At 36.4% G+C, this 20,054-nt stretch carries 15 protein-coding genes and 1 CRISPR repeat array; all 15 genes read left to right on the plus strand.

From position 1 onward, the window contains the following. Positions 1–98 precede the first annotated feature (98 nt). Positions 99–1,964, plus strand: a complete 1,866-nt coding sequence (locus tag IPJ83_09590) for a hypothetical protein (GenBank protein MBK7880789.1) — start codon at positions 99–101, stop codon at positions 1,962–1,964. Positions 1,965–1,974: 10 nt separating this feature from the next. After that, positions 1,975–2,625 (plus strand): hypothetical protein, encoded by a 651-nt coding sequence (locus IPJ83_09595; protein ID MBK7880790.1) that lies wholly within the window; start codon positions 1,975–1,977, stop codon positions 2,623–2,625. A 200-nt stretch (positions 2,626–2,825) separates the two neighbouring features. Continuing rightward, positions 2,826–3,359, plus strand: coding sequence for a hypothetical protein (locus IPJ83_09600; GenBank protein ID MBK7880791.1), 534 nt, complete (start codon positions 2,826–2,828; stop codon positions 3,357–3,359). A gap of 10 nt (positions 3,360–3,369) precedes the next feature. Beyond that, on the plus strand, positions 3,370–4,020 hold the full coding sequence (locus IPJ83_09605; GenBank protein ID MBK7880792.1) for a hypothetical protein: 651 nt from the start codon (positions 3,370–3,372) through the stop codon (positions 4,018–4,020). 343 nt (positions 4,021–4,363) lie between these two features. Then, positions 4,364–7,486, plus strand: a complete 3,123-nt coding sequence (locus IPJ83_09610) for a T9SS type A sorting domain-containing protein (protein ID MBK7880793.1) — start codon at positions 4,364–4,366, stop codon at positions 7,484–7,486. A gap of 65 nt (positions 7,487–7,551) precedes the next feature. Then, positions 7,552–8,520 carry a hypothetical protein gene (locus IPJ83_09615; GenBank protein ID MBK7880794.1) on the plus strand — a complete coding sequence of 323 codons (969 nt, stop codon included), beginning with the start codon at positions 7,552–7,554 and terminating at the stop codon, positions 8,518–8,520. Beyond that, positions 8,511–9,053: a T9SS type A sorting domain-containing protein gene (locus IPJ83_09620; GenBank protein MBK7880795.1), complete on the plus strand. Its 543-nt coding sequence runs from the start codon at positions 8,511–8,513 to the stop codon at positions 9,051–9,053. Before IPJ83_09615 ends, IPJ83_09620 begins: the two co-directional genes overlap by 10 nt. Positions 9,054–9,086: 33 nt before the next feature. Next, positions 9,087–10,589: a T9SS type A sorting domain-containing protein gene (locus IPJ83_09625; GenBank protein MBK7880796.1), complete on the plus strand. Its 1,503-nt coding sequence runs from the start codon at positions 9,087–9,089 to the stop codon at positions 10,587–10,589. 33 nt (positions 10,590–10,622) lie between these two features. Further along, positions 10,623–12,011: a hypothetical protein gene (locus IPJ83_09630; protein ID MBK7880797.1), complete on the plus strand. Its 1,389-nt coding sequence runs from the start codon at positions 10,623–10,625 to the stop codon at positions 12,009–12,011. Then, complete coding sequence (locus IPJ83_09635) at positions 11,969–12,124, plus strand: T9SS type A sorting domain-containing protein (GenBank protein ID MBK7880798.1); 156 nt, start codon at positions 11,969–11,971, stop codon at positions 12,122–12,124. Before IPJ83_09630 ends, IPJ83_09635 begins: the two co-directional genes overlap by 43 nt. A 33-nt stretch (positions 12,125–12,157) precedes the next feature. Then, positions 12,158–13,669, plus strand: a complete 1,512-nt coding sequence (locus IPJ83_09640; GenBank protein MBK7880799.1) for a T9SS type A sorting domain-containing protein — start codon at positions 12,158–12,160, stop codon at positions 13,667–13,669. Positions 13,670–13,935: 266 nt separating this feature from the next. Continuing rightward, positions 13,936–14,250, plus strand: coding sequence for a hypothetical protein (locus tag IPJ83_09645; GenBank protein MBK7880800.1), 315 nt, complete (start codon positions 13,936–13,938; stop codon positions 14,248–14,250). Positions 14,251–14,521: 271 nt separating this feature from the next. Then, the gene (locus IPJ83_09650; protein ID MBK7880801.1) at positions 14,522–17,698 is read left to right on the plus strand and encodes a hypothetical protein; all 3,177 of its coding nucleotides are present in this window, start codon (positions 14,522–14,524) and stop codon (positions 17,696–17,698) included. 116 nt (positions 17,699–17,814) lie between these two features. Next, the gene (gene cas1 / locus IPJ83_09655) at positions 17,815–18,714 is read left to right on the plus strand and encodes a type II CRISPR-associated endonuclease Cas1 (protein MBK7880802.1); all 900 of its coding nucleotides are present in this window, start codon (positions 17,815–17,817) and stop codon (positions 18,712–18,714) included. Further along, positions 18,711–19,055, plus strand: coding sequence for a CRISPR-associated endonuclease Cas2 (gene cas2 / locus IPJ83_09660; GenBank protein ID MBK7880803.1), 345 nt, complete (start codon positions 18,711–18,713; stop codon positions 19,053–19,055). The genes cas1 and cas2 overlap by 4 nt, the downstream gene beginning before the upstream one ends. A gap of 492 nt (positions 19,056–19,547) precedes the next feature. Continuing rightward, positions 19,548–20,053: a CRISPR direct-repeat array (repeat unit 47 nt; unit sequence GATATTTCAAAGATACGTTTTTCTTAAAAGTGAAAGCAAATCAAAAC). Position 20,054: the final 1 nt, after the last annotated feature.

Below are 20,054 nucleotides of genomic sequence, written 5' to 3' on the forward strand. Positions count from 1 at the left end.
AAGGAGGTAGACACCCGAAAATCACCTTCCTATATAATGCTTTTCGGCCCGATGCCTGAAGGGGTATGAAGGCGTATAACCCTAATTAAATTTATTTTATGAACACTTTAAAGTATTGTGCAATTATTTATATTGCATGTTTAGTTCTAATTACTTCCTGTAAAGAAGAAGATTATTTTTACGAACCGATTAACACAAAGGCCATGGAAAATGATTACCCTGCGATCGTTTCCGGCAATGGAATCTATGATGAGGAAACAAGTCCTGTTCCTACAATTTTGGGCAATGTTCGCGTGAATCCATATACTGTGGCAAATATGAAACAAGCATGGAATAATCTGAATCCCACCAACCAGATTGTTACGATCTCCCCGACTCAATTGTATGTAAAGTTTTCTCCGGCCGGTGAAAGTGATTACAAATTATTGGCCAATACCAATGAGATGTTTTATGATTATCCTCTTGAGAACGAGCTAGTCACATTGGGCGATTATTTTCCACAACCCGGGCACGAGTTTCCTGAACTATGGGCAATTGTTCCACCAAATTTTCAATCCCCAATTGCAGGTTACACTATTATAGATGAATTATTTATTCCAAGATATAATACACATCTAACTCAGGAAGCATTTAGAATAACAGGAAATCAATATGACACGGGTGGAGATCCAATGTATATTCCTATAGAAGATAACATTCACAATCTTGTTGCCCCTAGAGTCCCTGAGGATGGTGGAGGTGGTGGGCCAGGAGGAGGTTCCGGAGGTGGTTCAGGCAATGGAGGTGGCGATCCGGATTTTACAACCAACGCCTGCGGATGCGTAGTATATTCTGACAATAGAAAACCGGGAGGATGTGTCCAGGTAAAAGACAGCGAGCATAATCGGTTTGAAGGGGTGAAAAGGGTGAAAATTATCACTAAGGACACTTGGTTTACAGAGGATGAAACCAATACGGATGAAAATGGTTGTTGGAAGATTAATGATCGCTATCACGGTTCCATGTGGATGTGGGTAAAATTTACTGGCCCGGTTTGTCAAATCAGGGGCGTTAAGGATGGTCTAAATTATGTACTGGGATGGAGCCATCCCATGAAGGATTACCTTGGAAAGATAAGATCAGGCCCCCCATACAACAATATTGAAGTAAAATACGATATTTGGCAAAACAGAGGATCACAAGCTCATATGCATTGGGCTGCATCTACCATCAATAATGCAATTCATGATTTTCATGGGTATGCGAATTCAGAGGGGATCAATTTACCCAAATGGTTGGATATTTTTGTGGTAAGCAACAGAACGGATGGCATTACGCTGATGGCGAATCACTGTCCAATATCTTTGTTAAACCTGCCCGGCATAGGATTGATACCGAGCTTTCTGCTTTCTCAACTTCCAGACATTTCTATAGGTGCCAATTTTATTAATTCAGACCAGCTCAAAGAACTAAGCTATCATGAAACTGCTCATGCCTCTCATTATACCAAAGCGGGTTGTGGATTTTGGACAGAACTTATGCTGGCAGAATTAAATGGAATTGCCTTCCATAATCTAAATCCATATCATCAGGTAGATGGAATTGTCGACATTGCAGAAGCATGGGCTTATCATCTTGGGTGGTTTTTTGCTGATAAGAATTATCCTTCAGGACAAAGGTCAAGAAATTGGCAATTTAGACTAGAGGATATTCGAAATAAGGAAGATGGCCATATTCCGTCAGGAGTCTTTCACGATCTCAAAGATAAGGTTCCAAATGGAATTGAAGTAACAAGTGATTATTGTTGTGGTGGAAATTATCCGGTAAATGATAATGTGCAAGGATATAATTCTAGTCAGATGTTTAGTTTGTTAGGAGGAAATACTAAATCTCCAAATAGTTTTTATCAACAATTCAAAACAAATTATGGAAATAGTGACCCTGTTCTACTGCAAAAAATGGATGATTTGTTTAACTCATATTAATACTATTATTATGAAATCACTATTTGCATTTATAATAATTATAACCCTAATTTCATGTAGTGATAATGGACCAAACTGTCCTGGAGATATTCTTTTGCCTATAAATATAAGCCCAAATAAATTATTTTACAATTTAGGCGATACAATTACTATCTCATCAAAATTTCACAAATTACTTTACGACCAGAAAACGGATAAATATTATGACGCTAGTAATTATAAGTTTAGACCCTCAATTTCATTTTTAGCACTCGACATTTCTGATGAAAAAAATGTGTTATCTCAGGTAAATGAATATTGTGATTTTATTAAACTTGATAGCTCGAAAATGAATGTTTTTTATCCTGGGATTGAATCTGCAATTGTAGGTGATTACACATTAGCGAAGGATAGCTTAGGTTTTGTGATAAAATTAAAATTAAAGAAAAGCGGATATTTTTGGTTAAAGATTGAAAGTCTTACCTCAGGAGATAGTCATTTGCAAAATAATTATCAATTTAATTGTCGAGGACGGTATATCGATTTTGATTTAGTGGCGCCTAAAGAAAGCGGTATTTATTTATTGCACAAATTCAGATTTATCCAGTCGAATGACTGGATACTTTCTGATTCAATCCATCGCTTTTACAATTATGCCGGATATTGCTTTGAAGTGAGATAATGTCATTTTAAATTTATTTGATGGACAAAATACTTCATTGCAAATTGTTAACATGTCATAGTAAGGAACTAGTATCGATAATTTATCCAAAAAAATCTCTAATACTATTTTTAATTGCAAGCTATTTGATTTGTTTTAATGACTTAATGGCGCAAAAGAAATGGAACTTAGAATTCTTTTTTGGTCCAAATTTAACAAGTGTGCTACAAATAGTAAATGGAGAGAAATTTTTTTACACAACTCCGGAAAGGTCTTTTTATGCCAAGGCGGGTTGCCTTTTTTGGACAGAACTTATGTTGGAAGAACTCAATGGAATTGCCTTCCGTAACCAAAATCCATATCAGGTAGATGGAATTGTCGACATTGCAGAAGCAAGGGCTTATTATGTAGGTTGGCTTTTTGCTGGAAATACCTATCCAACAGGTTGGTCAGAAAACTGGTCAAATAGATTAGAAGTTTATAGAAATCGACAAGCTCCCCACATGCCGTGTGGAATTTTCCATGATTTAAAGGATTTGGTTCAAAACGGAATTGAATACACAAGTGATTTGTGTTGTGGGGGAAATTTTCCGGTAAATGATAATATTCAAGGATATAATTCTAGTCAGATGTTTAGTTTGTTAAGCGGAAATACTAAGTCGCCAAATAGTTTTTATCAACAATTCAAAACAAATTATGGAAATAGTGACCCTGTTCTATTACAAAAAATGGATGATTTGTTTAACTCCTATTAATTGGTCAATTATGAAATTATTCTTTTTTTTTATACTAATCTTAAATTTATTTTCATGCGGAGATAATGGTCCAAATTGTCCTGGAGATATGGTGCTACCAGTCAATATCAGTCCCTATAAAGAAGTTTATGAAATTGGGGATACAATAATTGTGACATCTAGATTTCATAAATTGATCTATGATTTAAAAACTGAAAAATTATTTGATGCAAGTAAATATAATTTTTCTCCTAAAATAGAATTCCATTCTTTGGATAGTGCAAATGGACCTTATGAAGGATCTCAAATAGAAAAATATACAGATTATCTCAATCAAGATATTTCTACATTGAAATATTTTTATATAGAAAAAAGCACCGCAATTGCTGGTGAATACGAAGTTAGGAATGACAGTATTTATTTTACAGTAAAACTAAAATTGAAAAAGACTGGTAATTTCTGGATTAGAATAAGTAGCCTATCGACTGGCGACAGTCATCTACAGAATAATTACAAATTTAATTGTCGGGGTCGTTATATTAATTTCGAGTTGGAATCGCCAAAAGAGAATAATATTGGATTAATGCAAAAATTTAGGTCAATTTATCCAAATGATTATTATCTGTCTGATTCAATCCATCGCTTTTACAATCATGCCGGATATTGCTTTGAAGTGAGATAATGTCATTTTAAATTTATTTGATGGACAAAATATTTCATTGCAAATTGTTCACATGCCATTAGTGGAATGTGAGGTTGTTTTAATGATTGTCTGCATGTTTGCCAAATTCTCCTATATCTTTTCATCACTTTTTACCGATAGTCGGGTCATACCTACCGATAATCGGTTCAGAGCTACCGTTCCTCGGTTTACTCAGCATTTTTCGAACAGGCAAACTATTTTTGTAAGGATTTAAGTGCACGGTAAATCAAGGAGGTAGACACCCGAAATTCACCTTCCTGTTTAATGGTTTTCGGCCCAATGCCTGAAGGGTATGAAGGCATATAAACCTAATTATTCAACTATGAAAAATTCACTAATAAAGCAGCCTTGTTTATATCTTTCGATTTTGTTTGTGTTTTTTTTTAATGGGATGCTGGACGCACAAAATGATTGTACATTTATTCCTAATATATCCCCGGTGCCGGGTCCCAATCACAATGCCATCAGCAGTATGGCAGGATGTGAGCCCATCGTGTTTAAGGTGGTTCCCGGCTGGTCCGGTACACCTCAGGTAATTGGAGAAGTATTAATAGAGATTATTAGAGATGTACCATTTGAAGTGGTGGATCTGGGAGATTTTACCAAGGAAGAGGTTATCGTAAATGGAATTTTGGAAAAAACATTGTTTAAAGCCAAATTTGATCCGGCAGAAGTTCCATGGGCCGATAAATTACTGGTTCTGCGTGATTTGTATGGTGGTCAGGCTCTTTTTACTTATGAGTATAAATGTTTGAGCGATTCTGATTATAAGAGCTATACCACTTTTCTGTACAATTCATCAAATGGGTTTGTGGTGCAAGGATCCTTGCAGGAATTGATTAACAACGGTAGATTGGCTAACCAGGCAAATTCATGCAGTAATCGTCAACAATTAATCATTAATGGCAATCTGGACATAGACGCTGGTTATTACTGTTTGATAGGTCATGGAAATTATCAAAATGAGGCATTTCACATCAGGATGTTGCCCGGCTCAAGTATTACAGTTAAATCTGGTAATGTCCTCACCTTAAATGAAAATTATGTCATTGCATGTGATGGTCAAAGATGGAACTCCATAGTGGTTGAGCCGGGGGCAATTCTAAAAGTATTTAATACCACATTTGACAACGGACATTTTGAAATTGAAGCTAAAAGTGGATCGACCGTTATTGTAAAAGATTCAAAATTTAAAGATGCTGCCATTGGTATTCGTGCAGATGAATTTGCGAATGTGGATGTAGAAGATTCAGAATTTATTTTTCAGGGATTTAACGCCGGTTATGCCGGCGAACCTGCTTTGGAAGCTAAAACCTGGTCCGGAATTTATGCCAAAAAATCCGGGGTACGAGTGAATGCCGGTTCATTCATAAATTTGTTGAACGGTGTCAGGACCTTAGATTCAAAATTAACTGTAGATGGGTCAAATTTTAACAATATTTGGGAAGTAGGCAACAGTAATATTTCTGCTGAAAAATCCAATGGCAAAGCAATTCACTCTGTTGGTCTTCCAAATAATACCCTCGTTTCCAACTGTACTGTGGAGAACAGCAACTGGGGGATCTATACGAAAGGAGTGAATTGTACCGCAAGCAATAATCATATGAAAAATGTTTTGACGGGCATGCAGTTTGATTACAGTCCCGGAAGGAAGTTTGATATTAAACATAATAATATTGCAGCAGTGAACAGAGGAATAAATTTTTCCTGGACAGGAGAAGTTTCCTCCATCATCGTGAACGAACGGAACACCATTCAATTAATGGGGCAAAATGCCATCGGGATTGAACTTGTAGAGACCAGAGGAAATCTGAAGACAATTTTTCAAAACGACATCCAAATTGGGGATGGGTATAAAGGCATCCATCATTTGAACAGTGGTGGCACATGGACCTACAACAATTCGATTTATGCCAATGGGACACAATCCTTTTCCAATGCGGGGATTAGCATTATTGGAGGCAGAGACAATTTGGTGGCCTGTAATTATTTAAGTTCATCAATGGTCTGCGACAATATTGGAATTTATGTATTAGAGTCAGCAAATAATGTGGATATAGGAAATCATGCTGTAGGTTGGCTCAATGACTTTCAATTTGTAGGAACCTCCTTGGGAACTACTTTTGCCAACAATATATTCGGAAGTGCCAATCATGGGCTTGTTTTGGGAGTTACACAAGGTAGTTATGGTGCCAGAATTGGTGTACAGGAACATATGGGTAATCGTTGGATTGGCACATATGCAAAAGCTGCTAAACATTATGGTCCTCCACAAGATAGAATTGAATCCAAATTCATAGTCAATGCGCAAGATCCCAATAATCCGAATCTGAAACCGAATAACTTTTCTGAGTTAGTGAATGATAGGTGGTTTGAACATGCACAAGGATCTGTGAGAAATTGGAATTGTAATCTTGGCATAGGATCAGGAAATTCAAATCCATTCCCACGAATATTTCCTAGATCGGATGATTATTTTATCGCCAATGATGGCTTCGATGATGCCTATGACTGGGGATCAAGAATATGGACGGATAGAAGGCAATTGTATCGCCAAATTTTAGAAGAGGATGATGCGCAGAGTATGCCAGTAGAATTCAATAATTTCTTCAATGCTCAGACGATTACTTCTGTAGGTCAATTTGAAATCATCGAGAAAGGTATCCGGGAAGTTTTTCTAAATGCTGCAACGATTAACCTTATAGTAAATGAAAATTTGCTGGCTTTAGAAAATCTGGACCAAAGTATTATGGCCATCACAAACCAAATGTTTAACATCACTGATTTGGAGATTCAAGTAAATCTACAGACACAATTAAACAATTTATTGGTACAAAAAACTAACTTGCAGAGTACTCAAACAAGTCTGGCCAACCAATGGAGTGTTCATGTACAAAACGAACTAAGTCAATTGTTACAGATTAACAATGGCATCCAGGGCAATGCGATCTATGAACAGAATCAACGGGAAGTCAATCACATCATGTTGCAAAAAATGTTAGCCAACGATTGGTCTTTTTCAGCGACCGAAAGTGAGCAAATAGAGGCGATCGCAAACCAATGTCCTTTTTATGGAGGGGAAGGTATTTATAGGGCCCGGGCATTGAAAGCAATTTATGCTTTGGATCGTTATGAGGATGAGGCGATCTGTAATCATGCAGCAACCATTAGAACTCAGCCTTCTCCCGGAAACGAATGGGAAGGAATATCCTTATTTCCAAATCCTGCCAGCGAAAGGATAACAATGATTGTCAGCGGGAAGGATGAAGGAATTAACGAAATTGAAATCTTTACCATGGAAGGTAAATTGGTTATGATGGAAAATGTAAAATTTGTAAATGAGGAAATTAGTTTTTCTATCCATCATTTGGAGCAAGGGATGTATTATGCAAAAGTTTACCTGACAAATGGTAGTGTGGTATCGAAGAAATTTATGAAAAAGTAATTATTAATACCTTGGAATGCAATCCTGTTTTGGATTGCATTCCAAATTTTTTATACCTAAATACAATGAAGATATATTTTCTGATTTTATGCCCATTCATAATTTTTGCCCAGGGCAAAAGAGATTATATATGGTTGTTAAGCGGAAATGGTCAGCCTACTTCGGACACATCTTATCAAGGGTTTCAGATTGACTTTAATTATAAACCCAAAAAAATATACATTAAGGACAGAGCATTAAGCTTTAGTCAAAACAATGCCAGCATCTGCGATAAAGATGGAAACTTATTGATGTACACGGCAGGATGTAGTATTTCAGACAGGCTTAACCGACCTATGCCCAATGGGAAGATTAATGAGGGCTTAGTGTGGGATTTTTATTGTAAGTATGGAGATTATCCGTTGTATAATGGCACCTTAATTATCCCAATGGTAAGTAAAGCAAATGAATATATAGTTTTGCACAGGTTCCTTGAGTTTGATCCTGATCCACAATTACCAGGGGGAACATCTACGAAGTTATTATACAGTATTGTTGATATGAATGCCAATAATAGCTTTGGCGACGTGAAAAGCAAAAACCAAATTGTTATAGAAAAGCATCTTTCCGGAGGAGATCTTACAGCTGTCAGACATGAAAATAACATTGACTGGTGGATATTGGTGCCCGGACGCGCAAATGATTTATATTACAGCATACAAATCACGGAAAATGGCCCCCAGCCATTTCAAACTATGCAATTAGGGATTCCTATGCAGTACCTGGACGATGGAGGCTCACAATCTTGTTTTTCACCGGATGGAACCAAATACGGCAGGATGACACCCAGCACAGGCTTGTTTTTAATGGACTTTAATCGGTCAAACGGACAGCTCAGCAATTTCAGAAATGTTACCACCGGATCTGAGACAAATGATCATTCAGTAGGAGTCGCATTTTCACCAAATTCAAGATTTGTATATCTGGTGTATCGATTTGATTTATATCAGGTGGATACCTGGGAAAAGATGTTCAGGCAAGTCTGGTGCATATAGATTCCTGGGATGGTTATGTGGAAGGTGGAATATGGGCAGCGGGATTTGATGCAGCAATGTTGGGTCCGGATTGTAAAATCTACATCCGTACAGGAACCAGCAATAGGGTAATACATGTCATCCACAATCCAAATGAAAAAGGTAAAGCTTGTAATTTTGAACAACACGGCATTCAACTACCTGCAAGAAATCATGCGAGTATTCCCAACTTCGTGAATTACCGATTAGGCTATGAACCGGTTTGTGACAGTACATTGACCAGGACCTGGGATATATTTTCGGATTCTAATGAAGCAATTGGTTATCCAAATCCTGTACAAAGTATAATGAACATTGAATTGCTAAATCGTAAAAATTTAATTCGAAACATCAGCATATTAGATTTGAATGGTCAGGTTGTTTCAAAGAAATCTTTTTTAGATGCAAACTTTAAAGAGACAATTGATTTAAGCAATTTGGATGCAGGCATATATCTTGTCAAAGTGACGGATAAAAGTGGGCAGGAGTATGTAATTAAAAGTGTTAAAAACTAAAAGGAAATTCCATCATTTTTTATACCTTTTTCAATGAAGATATATTTTCTGATTTTATGCCCATTCATAATTTTTGCCCAGGGAAAGAGGGATTATATATGGTTGCTAGGCGGAAGTAATTCAGCAATTGATGATACAAATTATTATCGCTTTAACTTTGATTTTAATAAAAAGCCCATGGGTATATATATATCTCATAAAGATTATCGCATTCATCAAAACAACGCCAGCATTTGTGATAAAGATGGAAATTTATTGATGTACACGGCGGGTTGTTATGTTTCTGATCGGTTAGATCGTGTTATGCCTAATGGGAAGATCAATGAAGGGTTTGTTTGGGGTTTTAGATGCAAGTATAATGATTACGCCACAGCAAATGGCACATTATTTATTCCAAAAATAAACGATTCTAAAAAATATATTTTGCTGCACAAGTATGTGGAATTTGACCCAGACCCGAATTTGCCAGGGGCGACCGCGACTAAATTACTCTATAGTATCATAGATATAAATTTGAATAGCGGTTATGGGGATTTATCATTTGTAAATCAACCAGTGATTGATAAATATTTGTCGGGTGCCGATCTCACAGCAACGCGTCATGCTAATAACATTGACTGGTGGATATTGGTACCTGGCCGCGCCAATGACTTATATTATAGTATTCAGTTCACGGAAAATGGCCCCCAGCCATTTCAAACGATGCAATTAGGGCTTCCTATGCAGTACCTGGACGATGGAGGCTCACAATCCTGTTTTTCACCGGATGGAACAAAGTATGCGAGGATGACACCCAGCACAGGTTTGTTTTTAATGGACTTTAATCGGTCAAACGGACAACTCAGCAATTTCAGAAATGTTACCACCGGATCTGAGACAAATGATCACTCAGTAGGAGTCGCATTTTCACCAAATTCAAGATTTGTATATCTGGTGTATCGATTTGATTTATATCAGGTGGATACCTGGGAAAAAGATGTTCAGGCAAGTCTGGTGCATATTGACAGTTGGGATGGTTATGTGGAGGGTGGAATATGGGCAGCAGGGTTTGATGCTGCGATGTTGGGTCCGGATTGTAAAATCTACATTCGCACAGGAACCAGCAATAGGGTGATGCACGTCATCCACAATCCAAATGAAAAAGGTAAAGCTTGTAATTTTGAACAACACGGCATTCAACTTCCGGCAAGAAATCATGCGAGTATTCCCAACTTCGTGAATTACCGATTAGGATATGAACCGGTGTGTGACAGCACATTGACCAGGACCTGGGATATATTTTCGGATTCTAATGAAGCGATTGGTTATCCAAATCCTGTACAAAGTATCATGAACCTTGAATTGCTAAATCGTAAAAATTTAATTCGAAACATCAGCATATTAGATTTGAATGGTCAGGTTGTAACAAAGAAATCTTTTTTAGATGCAAACTTTAAAGAGACAATTGATTTAAGCAATTTGGATGCAGGCATATATCTTGTCAAAGTGACGGATAAAAGTGGGCAGGAGTATGTAATTAAAAGTGTTAAAAATTAATAGGAAATTCCATCATTATTTATACTTTTTATAATGAAGATATATTTTCTGATTTTATGCCCATTCATAATTTTTGCGCAAGGGAAACGAGATTATGTATGGCTACTTGGTGGCGATAAAAACTCATCAAATGATTCAACATATCATGGATTTCAAATTGATTTTAATACTAGACCAAAATCAATTTATATAAATGATAAAACTCAAGTGCTATTTCAAAACAATGCCAGCATCTGCGACAAAGATGGAAACTTATTGATGTACACCGGGGGCTGCAATATATCAGACAGGCTTCACCGACCTATGCCCAATGGTAAGATCAATGAGGGGGTTGTTTGGGATTTTGGTTGTCAACGAGGAGATTATGCAATTCATAATGGGACAGTATTTGTCCCTAAAATAAATGATTCCCAAAAGTATATTTTATTTCATAAATATGAAGAATTTGATCCTGATCCAAATTTACCAGGGGCAACTTCTACAAAATTGTTATATAGCATTGTAGATATGGCTCTAAATAACGGCTATGGAGATGTGACTGCAAAAAATCAAGTAGTAATTGAAAAGCATTTATCCGGAGCTGACCTTACCGCCACGCGACATAGTAATAATCAAAACTGGTGGATTGTAGTTCCCGGCCGGGCCAATGACTTATATTATAGTATTCAGTTCACGGAAAATGGCCCCCAGCCATTTCAAACGATGCAATTAGGGATTCCTATGCAGTACCTGGACGATGGAGGCTCACAATCCTGTTTTTCACCGGATGGAACCAAATACGGCAGGATGACACCCAGCACAGGCTTGTTTTTAATGGACTTTAATCGGTCAAACGGACAGCTCAGCAATTTCAGAAATGTTACCACCGGATCTGAGACAAATGATCATTCAGTAGGAGTCGCATTTTCACCAAATTCAAGATTTGTATATCTGGTGTATCGATTTGATTTATATCAGGTGGATACCTGGGAAAAAGATGTTCAGGCAAGTCTGGTGCATATAGATTCCTGGGATGGTTATGTGGAAGGTGGAATATGGGCAGCGGGATTTGATGCAGCAATGTTGGGTCCGGATTGTAAAATCTACATCCGTACAGGAACCAGCAATAGGGTAATGCATGTCATCCACAATCCAAATGAAAAAGGTAAAACTTGTAATTTTGAACAACACGGCATTCAACTACCTGCAAGAAATCATGCGAGTATTCCCAACTTCGTGAATTACCGATTAGGCTATGAACCGGTTTGTGACAGTACATTGACCAGGACCTGGGATATATTTTCGGATTCTAATGAAGCAATTGGTTATCCAAATCCTGTACAAAGTATAATGAACATTGAATTGCTAAATCGTAAAAATTTAATTCGAAACATCAGCATATTAGATTTGAATGGTCAGGTTGTTTCAAAGAAATCTTTTTAGATGCAAACTTTAAAGAGACAATTGATTTAAGCAATTTGGATGCAGGCATATATCTTGTCAAAGTGACGGATAAAAGTTGGCAGGAGTATGTAATTAAAAGTGTTAAAAACTAAAAGGAAATTCCATCATTATTTATACTTTTTATAATGAAGATATATTTTCTGATTTTATGCCCATTCATAATTTTTGCCCAGGGAAAGAGGGATTATATATGGTTATTAGGAGGAAATAGAAATCCAACATCCGATACAGCCTTTCAAGGATTCCAAATGGATTTTAATTTCAAACCAAAGCAAATCTATGTAAAAGATAGACCATTGCCTATTTTACGTCAAAACAACGCAAGTATCTGCGACAAGGATGGCAATTTATTGATGTACACGGCAGGTTGCTATGTTTCAGATCGACTTCATCGGGTCATGCCTAATGGGAAGATCAATGAAGGATTTGTTTGGGATTTTAGATGCAAGTATGGAGATTACGCCACGGCAAATGGCACATTATTTATTCCAAAAATAAACGATTCGAAAAAATATATTTTGCTGCACAAGTATGTGGAATTTGATCCTGATCCACAATTACCAGGGGGAACATCTACGAAGTTATTATACAGTATTGTTGATATGAATGCCAATAATAGCTTTGGCGACGTGAAAAACAAAAACCAAATTGTTATAGAAAAGCATCTTTCCGGAGGAGATCTTACAGCTGTCAGACATGCAAATAACATTGACTGGTGGATATTGGTGCCCGGACGCGCAAATGATTTATATTACAGCATACAAATCACGGAAAATGGCCCCCAGCCATTTCAAACGATGCAATTAGGGATTCCTATGCAGTACCTGGACGATGGAGGCTCACAATCCTGTTTTTCACCGGATGGAACCAAATACGGCAGGATGACACCCAGCACAGGCTTGTTTTTAATGGACTTTAATCGGTCAAACGGACAGCTCAGCAATTTCAGAAATGTTACCACCGGATCTGAGACAAATGATCACTCAGTAGGAGTTGCATTTTCACCAAATTCAAGATTTGTTTATCTGGTGTATCGATTTGATTTATATCAGGTGGATACCTGGAAAAAAGATGTTCAGGCAAGTCTGGTGCATATAGATTCCTGGGATGGTTATGTGGAGGGTGGAATATGGGCAGCGGGATTTGATGCAGCAATGTTGGGTCCGGATTGTAAAATCTACATCCGCACAGGAACCAGCAATAAGGTGATGCACGTCATCCACAATCCAAATGAAAAAGGTAAAGCTTGTAATTTTGAACAACACGGCATACAACTTCCGGCAAGAAATCATGCGAGTATTCCCAACTTCGTGAATTATCGATTAGGCTATGAACCGGTGTGTGACAGTACAATGACCATGACATGGAATGTGGATTTGCCTTCAGAAGAAATAAGACTTTTAATATTTCCGAAAATAGTGCACAATACCTTAACGGTGGAGACAAAGTATGAAAATCAGTTGATCAATTTGTTTCAGATTATTAGCTCAAACGGTCAGTTGATCAAAAATATTCAGGTGGATGACCAGGCAAACAAACATAACCTGGATTTGGAAAATTTAGAATCCGGAATTTATTTTGTGAAGGTTCTTTGGAAAAACGGTATGATCAAGACTTCAAAATTTATTAAAATTTAAAACTTTAAAGTCGAACTGTCATTTGGGAATGATATTTTGATTTGTAATTCGCAAAGAGGTAGTATAAATATTCGCTAGATTAATTCCTGGTACGATAATCCAATCATAATCCATACCGATAATCGGTCCAGACCTACCGATAATCGGTTCAGAGCTACTGTTCCTCGGTTTACTCAGCAATTTTTAACGGTGATACTTACCTTCACAAATTTATAAGGTGTGTTGTTACAGATTCATTTGATAAAATTGGCAAATACTTTTTAAAGATGGATGTACGGTCATTAATTAAAGCTCATTTTGGAATCGATTTGGAAATATCCGGCGGTCCGGTTAATTCATACGAGCAGGCAGTAACCATTTTAAGTTCGAATGGTCCGCGGTATGTAAATTGCGAATATGAATATCTAAAGTATGTAGGCGCGCTCCGAGGGGTCAAATGGAAAATATTGGGGCAATGCCTTGAATTTCATGATGGAAAATCATTTGATGTGATCACGATAGAATCCATCAAGGAAGAAGACCTGGAGGTCATAACTCTTGAAGAAAATTATTATTTTGATATAAGCCAGTGTTTTAAGTAAAAAGAGTAATAAGTAAGCAGGACTAATTTTATAACATTATATTGTAAAAATTATTTGTGGGTGTCAACATCCCATTAATGGAGGAGTTTTTCATCATTTGTTAATCCTTGATTATTCATTGATTAAATGAAAATTTAATTATCTCTTCGAAATTATTTAAAAAAAAAGCCCCTACCGAAGTGGGGCGAAGGCTAAAAGCCTACAGAATTTTCATTTATTCTGATTTGCTTTCAGAAGCAAAAATACTTATTTTTGTTTTAAATCTAGCATTATGAGAAAAATATTAGGATTGGATTTGGGCACAAACTCCCTTGGATGGGCTTTAGTTGAAGAAGGGCAACGAATGATCGATGGAGGGGTAATTATTTTTCCTAAAGGGACAAATCAAGATCTTAAAACAGGGAAGGAAAGCTCACGGGCTCAGGAGAGGACCACCTACAGAAGTGCCAGAAGAAGGAATTACAGAAAGAAAATGCGAATTTTGAGGGTAAGGTCAATGTTGCAAGAAGCTTGGAAAAGCGAAATATACAATGCGACGGAACACTCGACATCACCCTTGGATCTTTATAAACTAAGATATGAAGGATTAAATAGGGTATTGAATTCGGTAGAATTATCTAGGGTAATTTTGTACATGGCCAAAAAACGTGGATTCAAATCTACCCGATCCATGGAAATTAGAGAAGATTCTAAACAAAGCGAATCTGGTCGAGTCAAGAAAGGAATTGCTGAGTTAAATAAGCTCATGGAAGATGGAGGGTATATAACTTTGGGGCATTTTTACTTTGATTTGATTAAAGATCATGTGCAAGGCAAAAGGCTTAATGAAAGAATACTAGAAAGGTGGACCTCCCGCTCCATGTATGAGCAGGAGTTACATAAAATTCTAGATACCCAAATAAATCTTGCAAATGAATTGATAAATCCGGAATTAAAGTCAAAGGTATTAAGTGAAGTATTTTATCAGCGTAAGTTGAAATCGTGCAAACATCTGGTTGGGAAATGTAGATTTGAAAACAATAAAAGGTGTATGCCGAGAAGTCATCCACTTTTTCAAGAATTCAGATTTTGGACCGCAGTTAATAATTTGACCTGGACAGATTATGATACAGGTGAGTATTCTACAATATCCCTTGATCAAAAGAAAATTCTTGCAGAACTCTTTGAATCTCGGAAGGGGATAACAGAAGCCCAGATCAAAAAAACATTGGGATTATCAAAACGGGTTGAGTTTAATGAAATTGAACTAAAGCCAATGACAACCATTTTGAGATTGAAGGAGTCATTGGAAGATAGATATGAGAAATTAAGTAATGACCAGATATTATCAATTTATCATTCCTTACTTTATACAGATGATGACCATTTTCCATTGTTTAAACAATACCTTTCCAATAAATTTTTATTGTCTGATGAAATAATTTCCAATCTTTGGGATATGCCTCTTGAATCTGACTACAGCAATATTAGTCACAAGGCAGCCTCCAAAATATTGCCATTCCTTAAAAATGGGTTACAGTTCGATAAGGCTTGCGGAGAGGCCGGATATCAGCATACAATCTCTAAGCCTCTTGAACTATCTGATCTTGTTCCGCACCCCAAAACCAATGAGTTAAAAAATCCTGTAGTTCAAAAGTCGACTAATATTTGTATCAGTCTTGTAAATGATGTAATTAAAAAATATGGAAAGCCTGATGAAGTAAGGATTGAGTTACTTCGAGAATTAAAAAAACCAAAATCGGAGAGAGAACTTATTTTCACTAGGAATAATAATGTAAAGAAGAAAAGGGAGAAATATGTGGAAGTATTGTCAAAAGCGTTGGGTTATGAAATAGCTCACTCTGATGGAATGTTGAAAAAGTATGAGTTGTGGTTGGAACTAGGCTGTGATGCTGAAGATTTGCAAGGATTTAATGGGTTTGCAGGGTCTATAAAAACCTCTGATTTAGAAAAGTATCAATTATGGCTGGAAGCTGACCGAATATCTCCTTATTCCGGAAAGGTTATATCACTTGAAAGACTTATGAGCAGTGACATTGAAGTAGAACATATTATGCCATTTAGCCGATCACTCAATGATTCGTTTATGAATAAGACCCTTTGTGAGCGGAGTTTAAATTTAGAAAAGTTGAATAAGACTCCAATAGAATACTTTAGTCAAAAATCAAATCAGGAATTGGATGAGTTTAAAAAGCGAATTTCAATTTTTTCTAATGCAAAAAAGCGGGAAATATTTTTGGCAGAAGCTCTTCCGGATGATTTCAGTAACAGTCAGTTATCAGATACGGCATACATTGCAACCCTTGTAGTTGATAAAATTCAACAAAGCATTCCAAAGGTAAGTACTACAAAAGGAGGTACAACTGCCCACTTGAGAAAAGCCTGGGGATTGAATGGATTATTGTACGCTGATATGGATGCAGAGATGGTTGTCTTCTCAAAGAATAGAGGTGATCATCGACATCATTTTATTGATGCTGCTGTGATTGCATCAACCTCAGTATCACATACCCAAAAATTAGCCAGAGCAACAATAGGTGGTGATGGAAGAATTCATGCAGAAGGTATTGATGCCCCTTGGAACAGCTTCAGGGCAGATTTAGAAGATAAATTAAAGTCATGTTTGGTCGTTCATAATTTTTCAAAAAGACTCACTTCAAAATCAATAAACAAATATCGATACAGCAGGAAAAAGCCAACAGATCAAAAGCAGATATTAGCAATTAGGGGGTCTATGCATGAGGATACTTTATACGGTAAGATTTATAGTACTGAAACCAAGCAAGAATATTATGTAGTAAGGAAGGAGATCAAAAGTATGGAAGTAAAACAATTAGATAAAATAGTAGATAGGGGTGTTAGAGAATATTTAAAAAACTTGGCAAGCACGGTATCGGGAGGCTGGTCAGAAGTAATTAAAAGTCCCATATTGTATAATGGAAGACCACTTCGAAGGGTGCGAACCATCAATAATTCAAAGTCCTTGCCATTACTAAGAGATGAAACCAAAACATATATTGAACCGGGAAATAATTATGTGCTGGCAATCTACGAAGATCCAGTAAACGGTAAGAGGGATTATGAGTCTGTTACATTTTATGAAGGGGTTCAGAGGAAATTGAATGGAGAAAATATTTATCCTGCATCAAAAAATGGAAAGAAATTGCTTTATACAGTTTCTGCTTTTGATAAATTTATTGTCTATAAGGATCACCCTGATGAAATTGATTGGACAAATGAAGAAGATCTCAATCATAGATTGTACCATGTAATCAAATTTACCGGAAATAGCATTTATTTAGGTAAGTCCATTTTTGGTAATATTAAAGCTGACTACGATAAACCCCCAATAAAGTATATATTGAGCACTAATACTTTAAAGGCGGTTAAAGTTAAATTGGATCGATGCGGTCATATTAATTGGCGATCAGGAGAAGGAATGGAATAAGAAATTAATTAGGCATGCTTTTTGATTTTGTATTTCCGGTTTGTAGTTGTTTTACAATTAAAGGCTAATTTACTAACCAAGCTAAGATTCAAAATCAATGGTTTAAATTTTAGCCTATGATGCGCAAAGCCATCCACATTGGCAGTCCTACTAGAATTAGGATTCAAAATAAGCAGTTTATCATCACCGGAGAAGATGGTGTTGATCACAGCAGACCCATTGAGGATTACCATATGTTGGTATTGGATCACCCACAAGTCAGCTTAACCATACCTACTTTACTGGAATGCTTAACTCAGAATGTTTCATTGACAGTATGCGATGAAAGACATTTGCCTTTAGGAGTATGGATGCCATTGTATGCAAACACCATGGCCACGCATAAAACCAATTCCCAACTAGAAAGTAGTAAACCTCTCAAGAAAATAATTTGGCAGAAAGTGATAGTTTCTAAAATAAGAAATCAAGCCTTGGTGATGAAAAGATGGGGATTGCCTTATAAGTATTTACAGGAAGCTGCAAATAGCGTAAGAAGTGGGGATTCAAGTAATATCGAAGGTCAGGCTGCTGCTTATTATTGGAGGAGATTATTTCCAGGTCAGGATTTTGTCCGTGATAGATTTGGTGATTTCCCGAATACCATGTTGAATTATGGATATGCCATAATTAGAGCTGCAGTTGCAAGATGTTTACTTGGGGCCGGGCTATTCCCGATTATGGGAATAAATCATAAAAATACCTACAATCCACTTTGTTTGGCAGATGACATGATGGAACCGTTTCGTCCATTTGTAGATAATTGTGTAAAACAACTCATGGGAGATGGGCAAAACAATTCTGAGCATCAATTAAGTATGGCAAGCAGGAAAAGTCTATTAAGCATCCTGGAAATGGATGTATTAATTGGATCAGAGACTAAGCCAATGCAGTTAGCAATGCAATCTATGTGCTATTCATTAAGTAAGTGTTTTGAAGAAGGATCGGGGACTCAACTTAAGTTACCCATATTGCAATGACTGTACATTCATCACGCTTCAATGCATATAGAATTATGTGGGTAATTGTATATTTTGACCTGCCTACAGAAACAAAGGCAGATAAAAAACAATACGGCCAGTTTAGGAAGAACCTATTGAAGGCTGGATTCACCATGTTTCAATATTCAATCTACATCAGGCATTGTCTTAGTAAAGAATATGCAGATCGCTATATTAAGGGAGTTAAAAATATACTTCCATCCAAAGGTCACATCGTTATGTCAACGTTGACCGACAAACAATTCGGTATGATGGAAGTCTACCATGGGGTCAAACCCACTAAGCATGATTCAGAACGTCCAATGTTGGAGTTATTTTGAAAAAAAAATGAGCCAAACATCATGTTTGTACTCTTAAAAGCATTGTTTTTTTTAAATGAAAAAATACTTTAAGTATCAGAATTTCAGGCCTTTAGGAGAATCAGGGATATTTCAAAGATACGTTTTTCTTAAAAGTGAAAGCAAATCAAAACAAAGTGGGGGGGGGAGAAAAAGGGGGGGACGTAGACACAAAACACCACCACCCGATAATTTGGATATTTCAAAGATACGTTTTTCTTAAAAGTGAAAGCAAATCAAAACTGAACGATGGGTCTTTAAAATACCACCTCGGATATTTCAAAGATACGTTTTTCTTAAAAGTGAAAGCAAATCAAAACGAAATTGGAAAACACTGCAATTAATCAATAGGATATTTCAAAGATACGTTTTTCTTAAAAGTGAAAGCAAATCAAAACAAACCCACAAAGTTCAAGTTTTCTTAAAAGTGAAAGCAAATCAAAACAAAATGGTGACCACTTGTGAATTGCTGATGATATTTCAAAGATACGTTTTTCTTAAAAGTGAAAGCAAATCAAAACTAACTGATTTTGACCTTCAGAACCTTGAAGATATTTCAAAGATACGTTTTTCTTAAAAGTGAAAGCAAATCAAAACTTATTAAGTTTATTGTCATTTTATTGTGTTGATATTTCAAAGATACGTTTTTCTTAAAAGTGAAAGCAAATCAAAACTTGTTTTGATTGGTAATTAATTGTGGTTTGATATTTCAAAGATACGTTTTTCTTAAAAGTGAAAGCAAATCAAAACTTTAACTCCTCTGGAATCACACACTCTTTGGATATTTCAAAGATACGTTTTTCTTAAAAGTGAAAGCAAATCAAAACCTGAAGTAGAGGAAATATCAATCGCTCTAGATATTTCAAAGATACGTTTTTCTTAAAAGTGAAAGCAAATCAAAACGTGGAAAAGGATATCCTCCTGATCCACTAAGATATTTCAAAGATACGTTTTTCTTAAAAGTGAAAGCAAATCAAAACT

It is taken from the genome of Candidatus Vicinibacter proximus, from assembly GCA_016713905.1.
Taxonomy (GTDB): Bacteria; Bacteroidota; Bacteroidia; order Chitinophagales; family Saprospiraceae; genus Vicinibacter; species Vicinibacter proximus.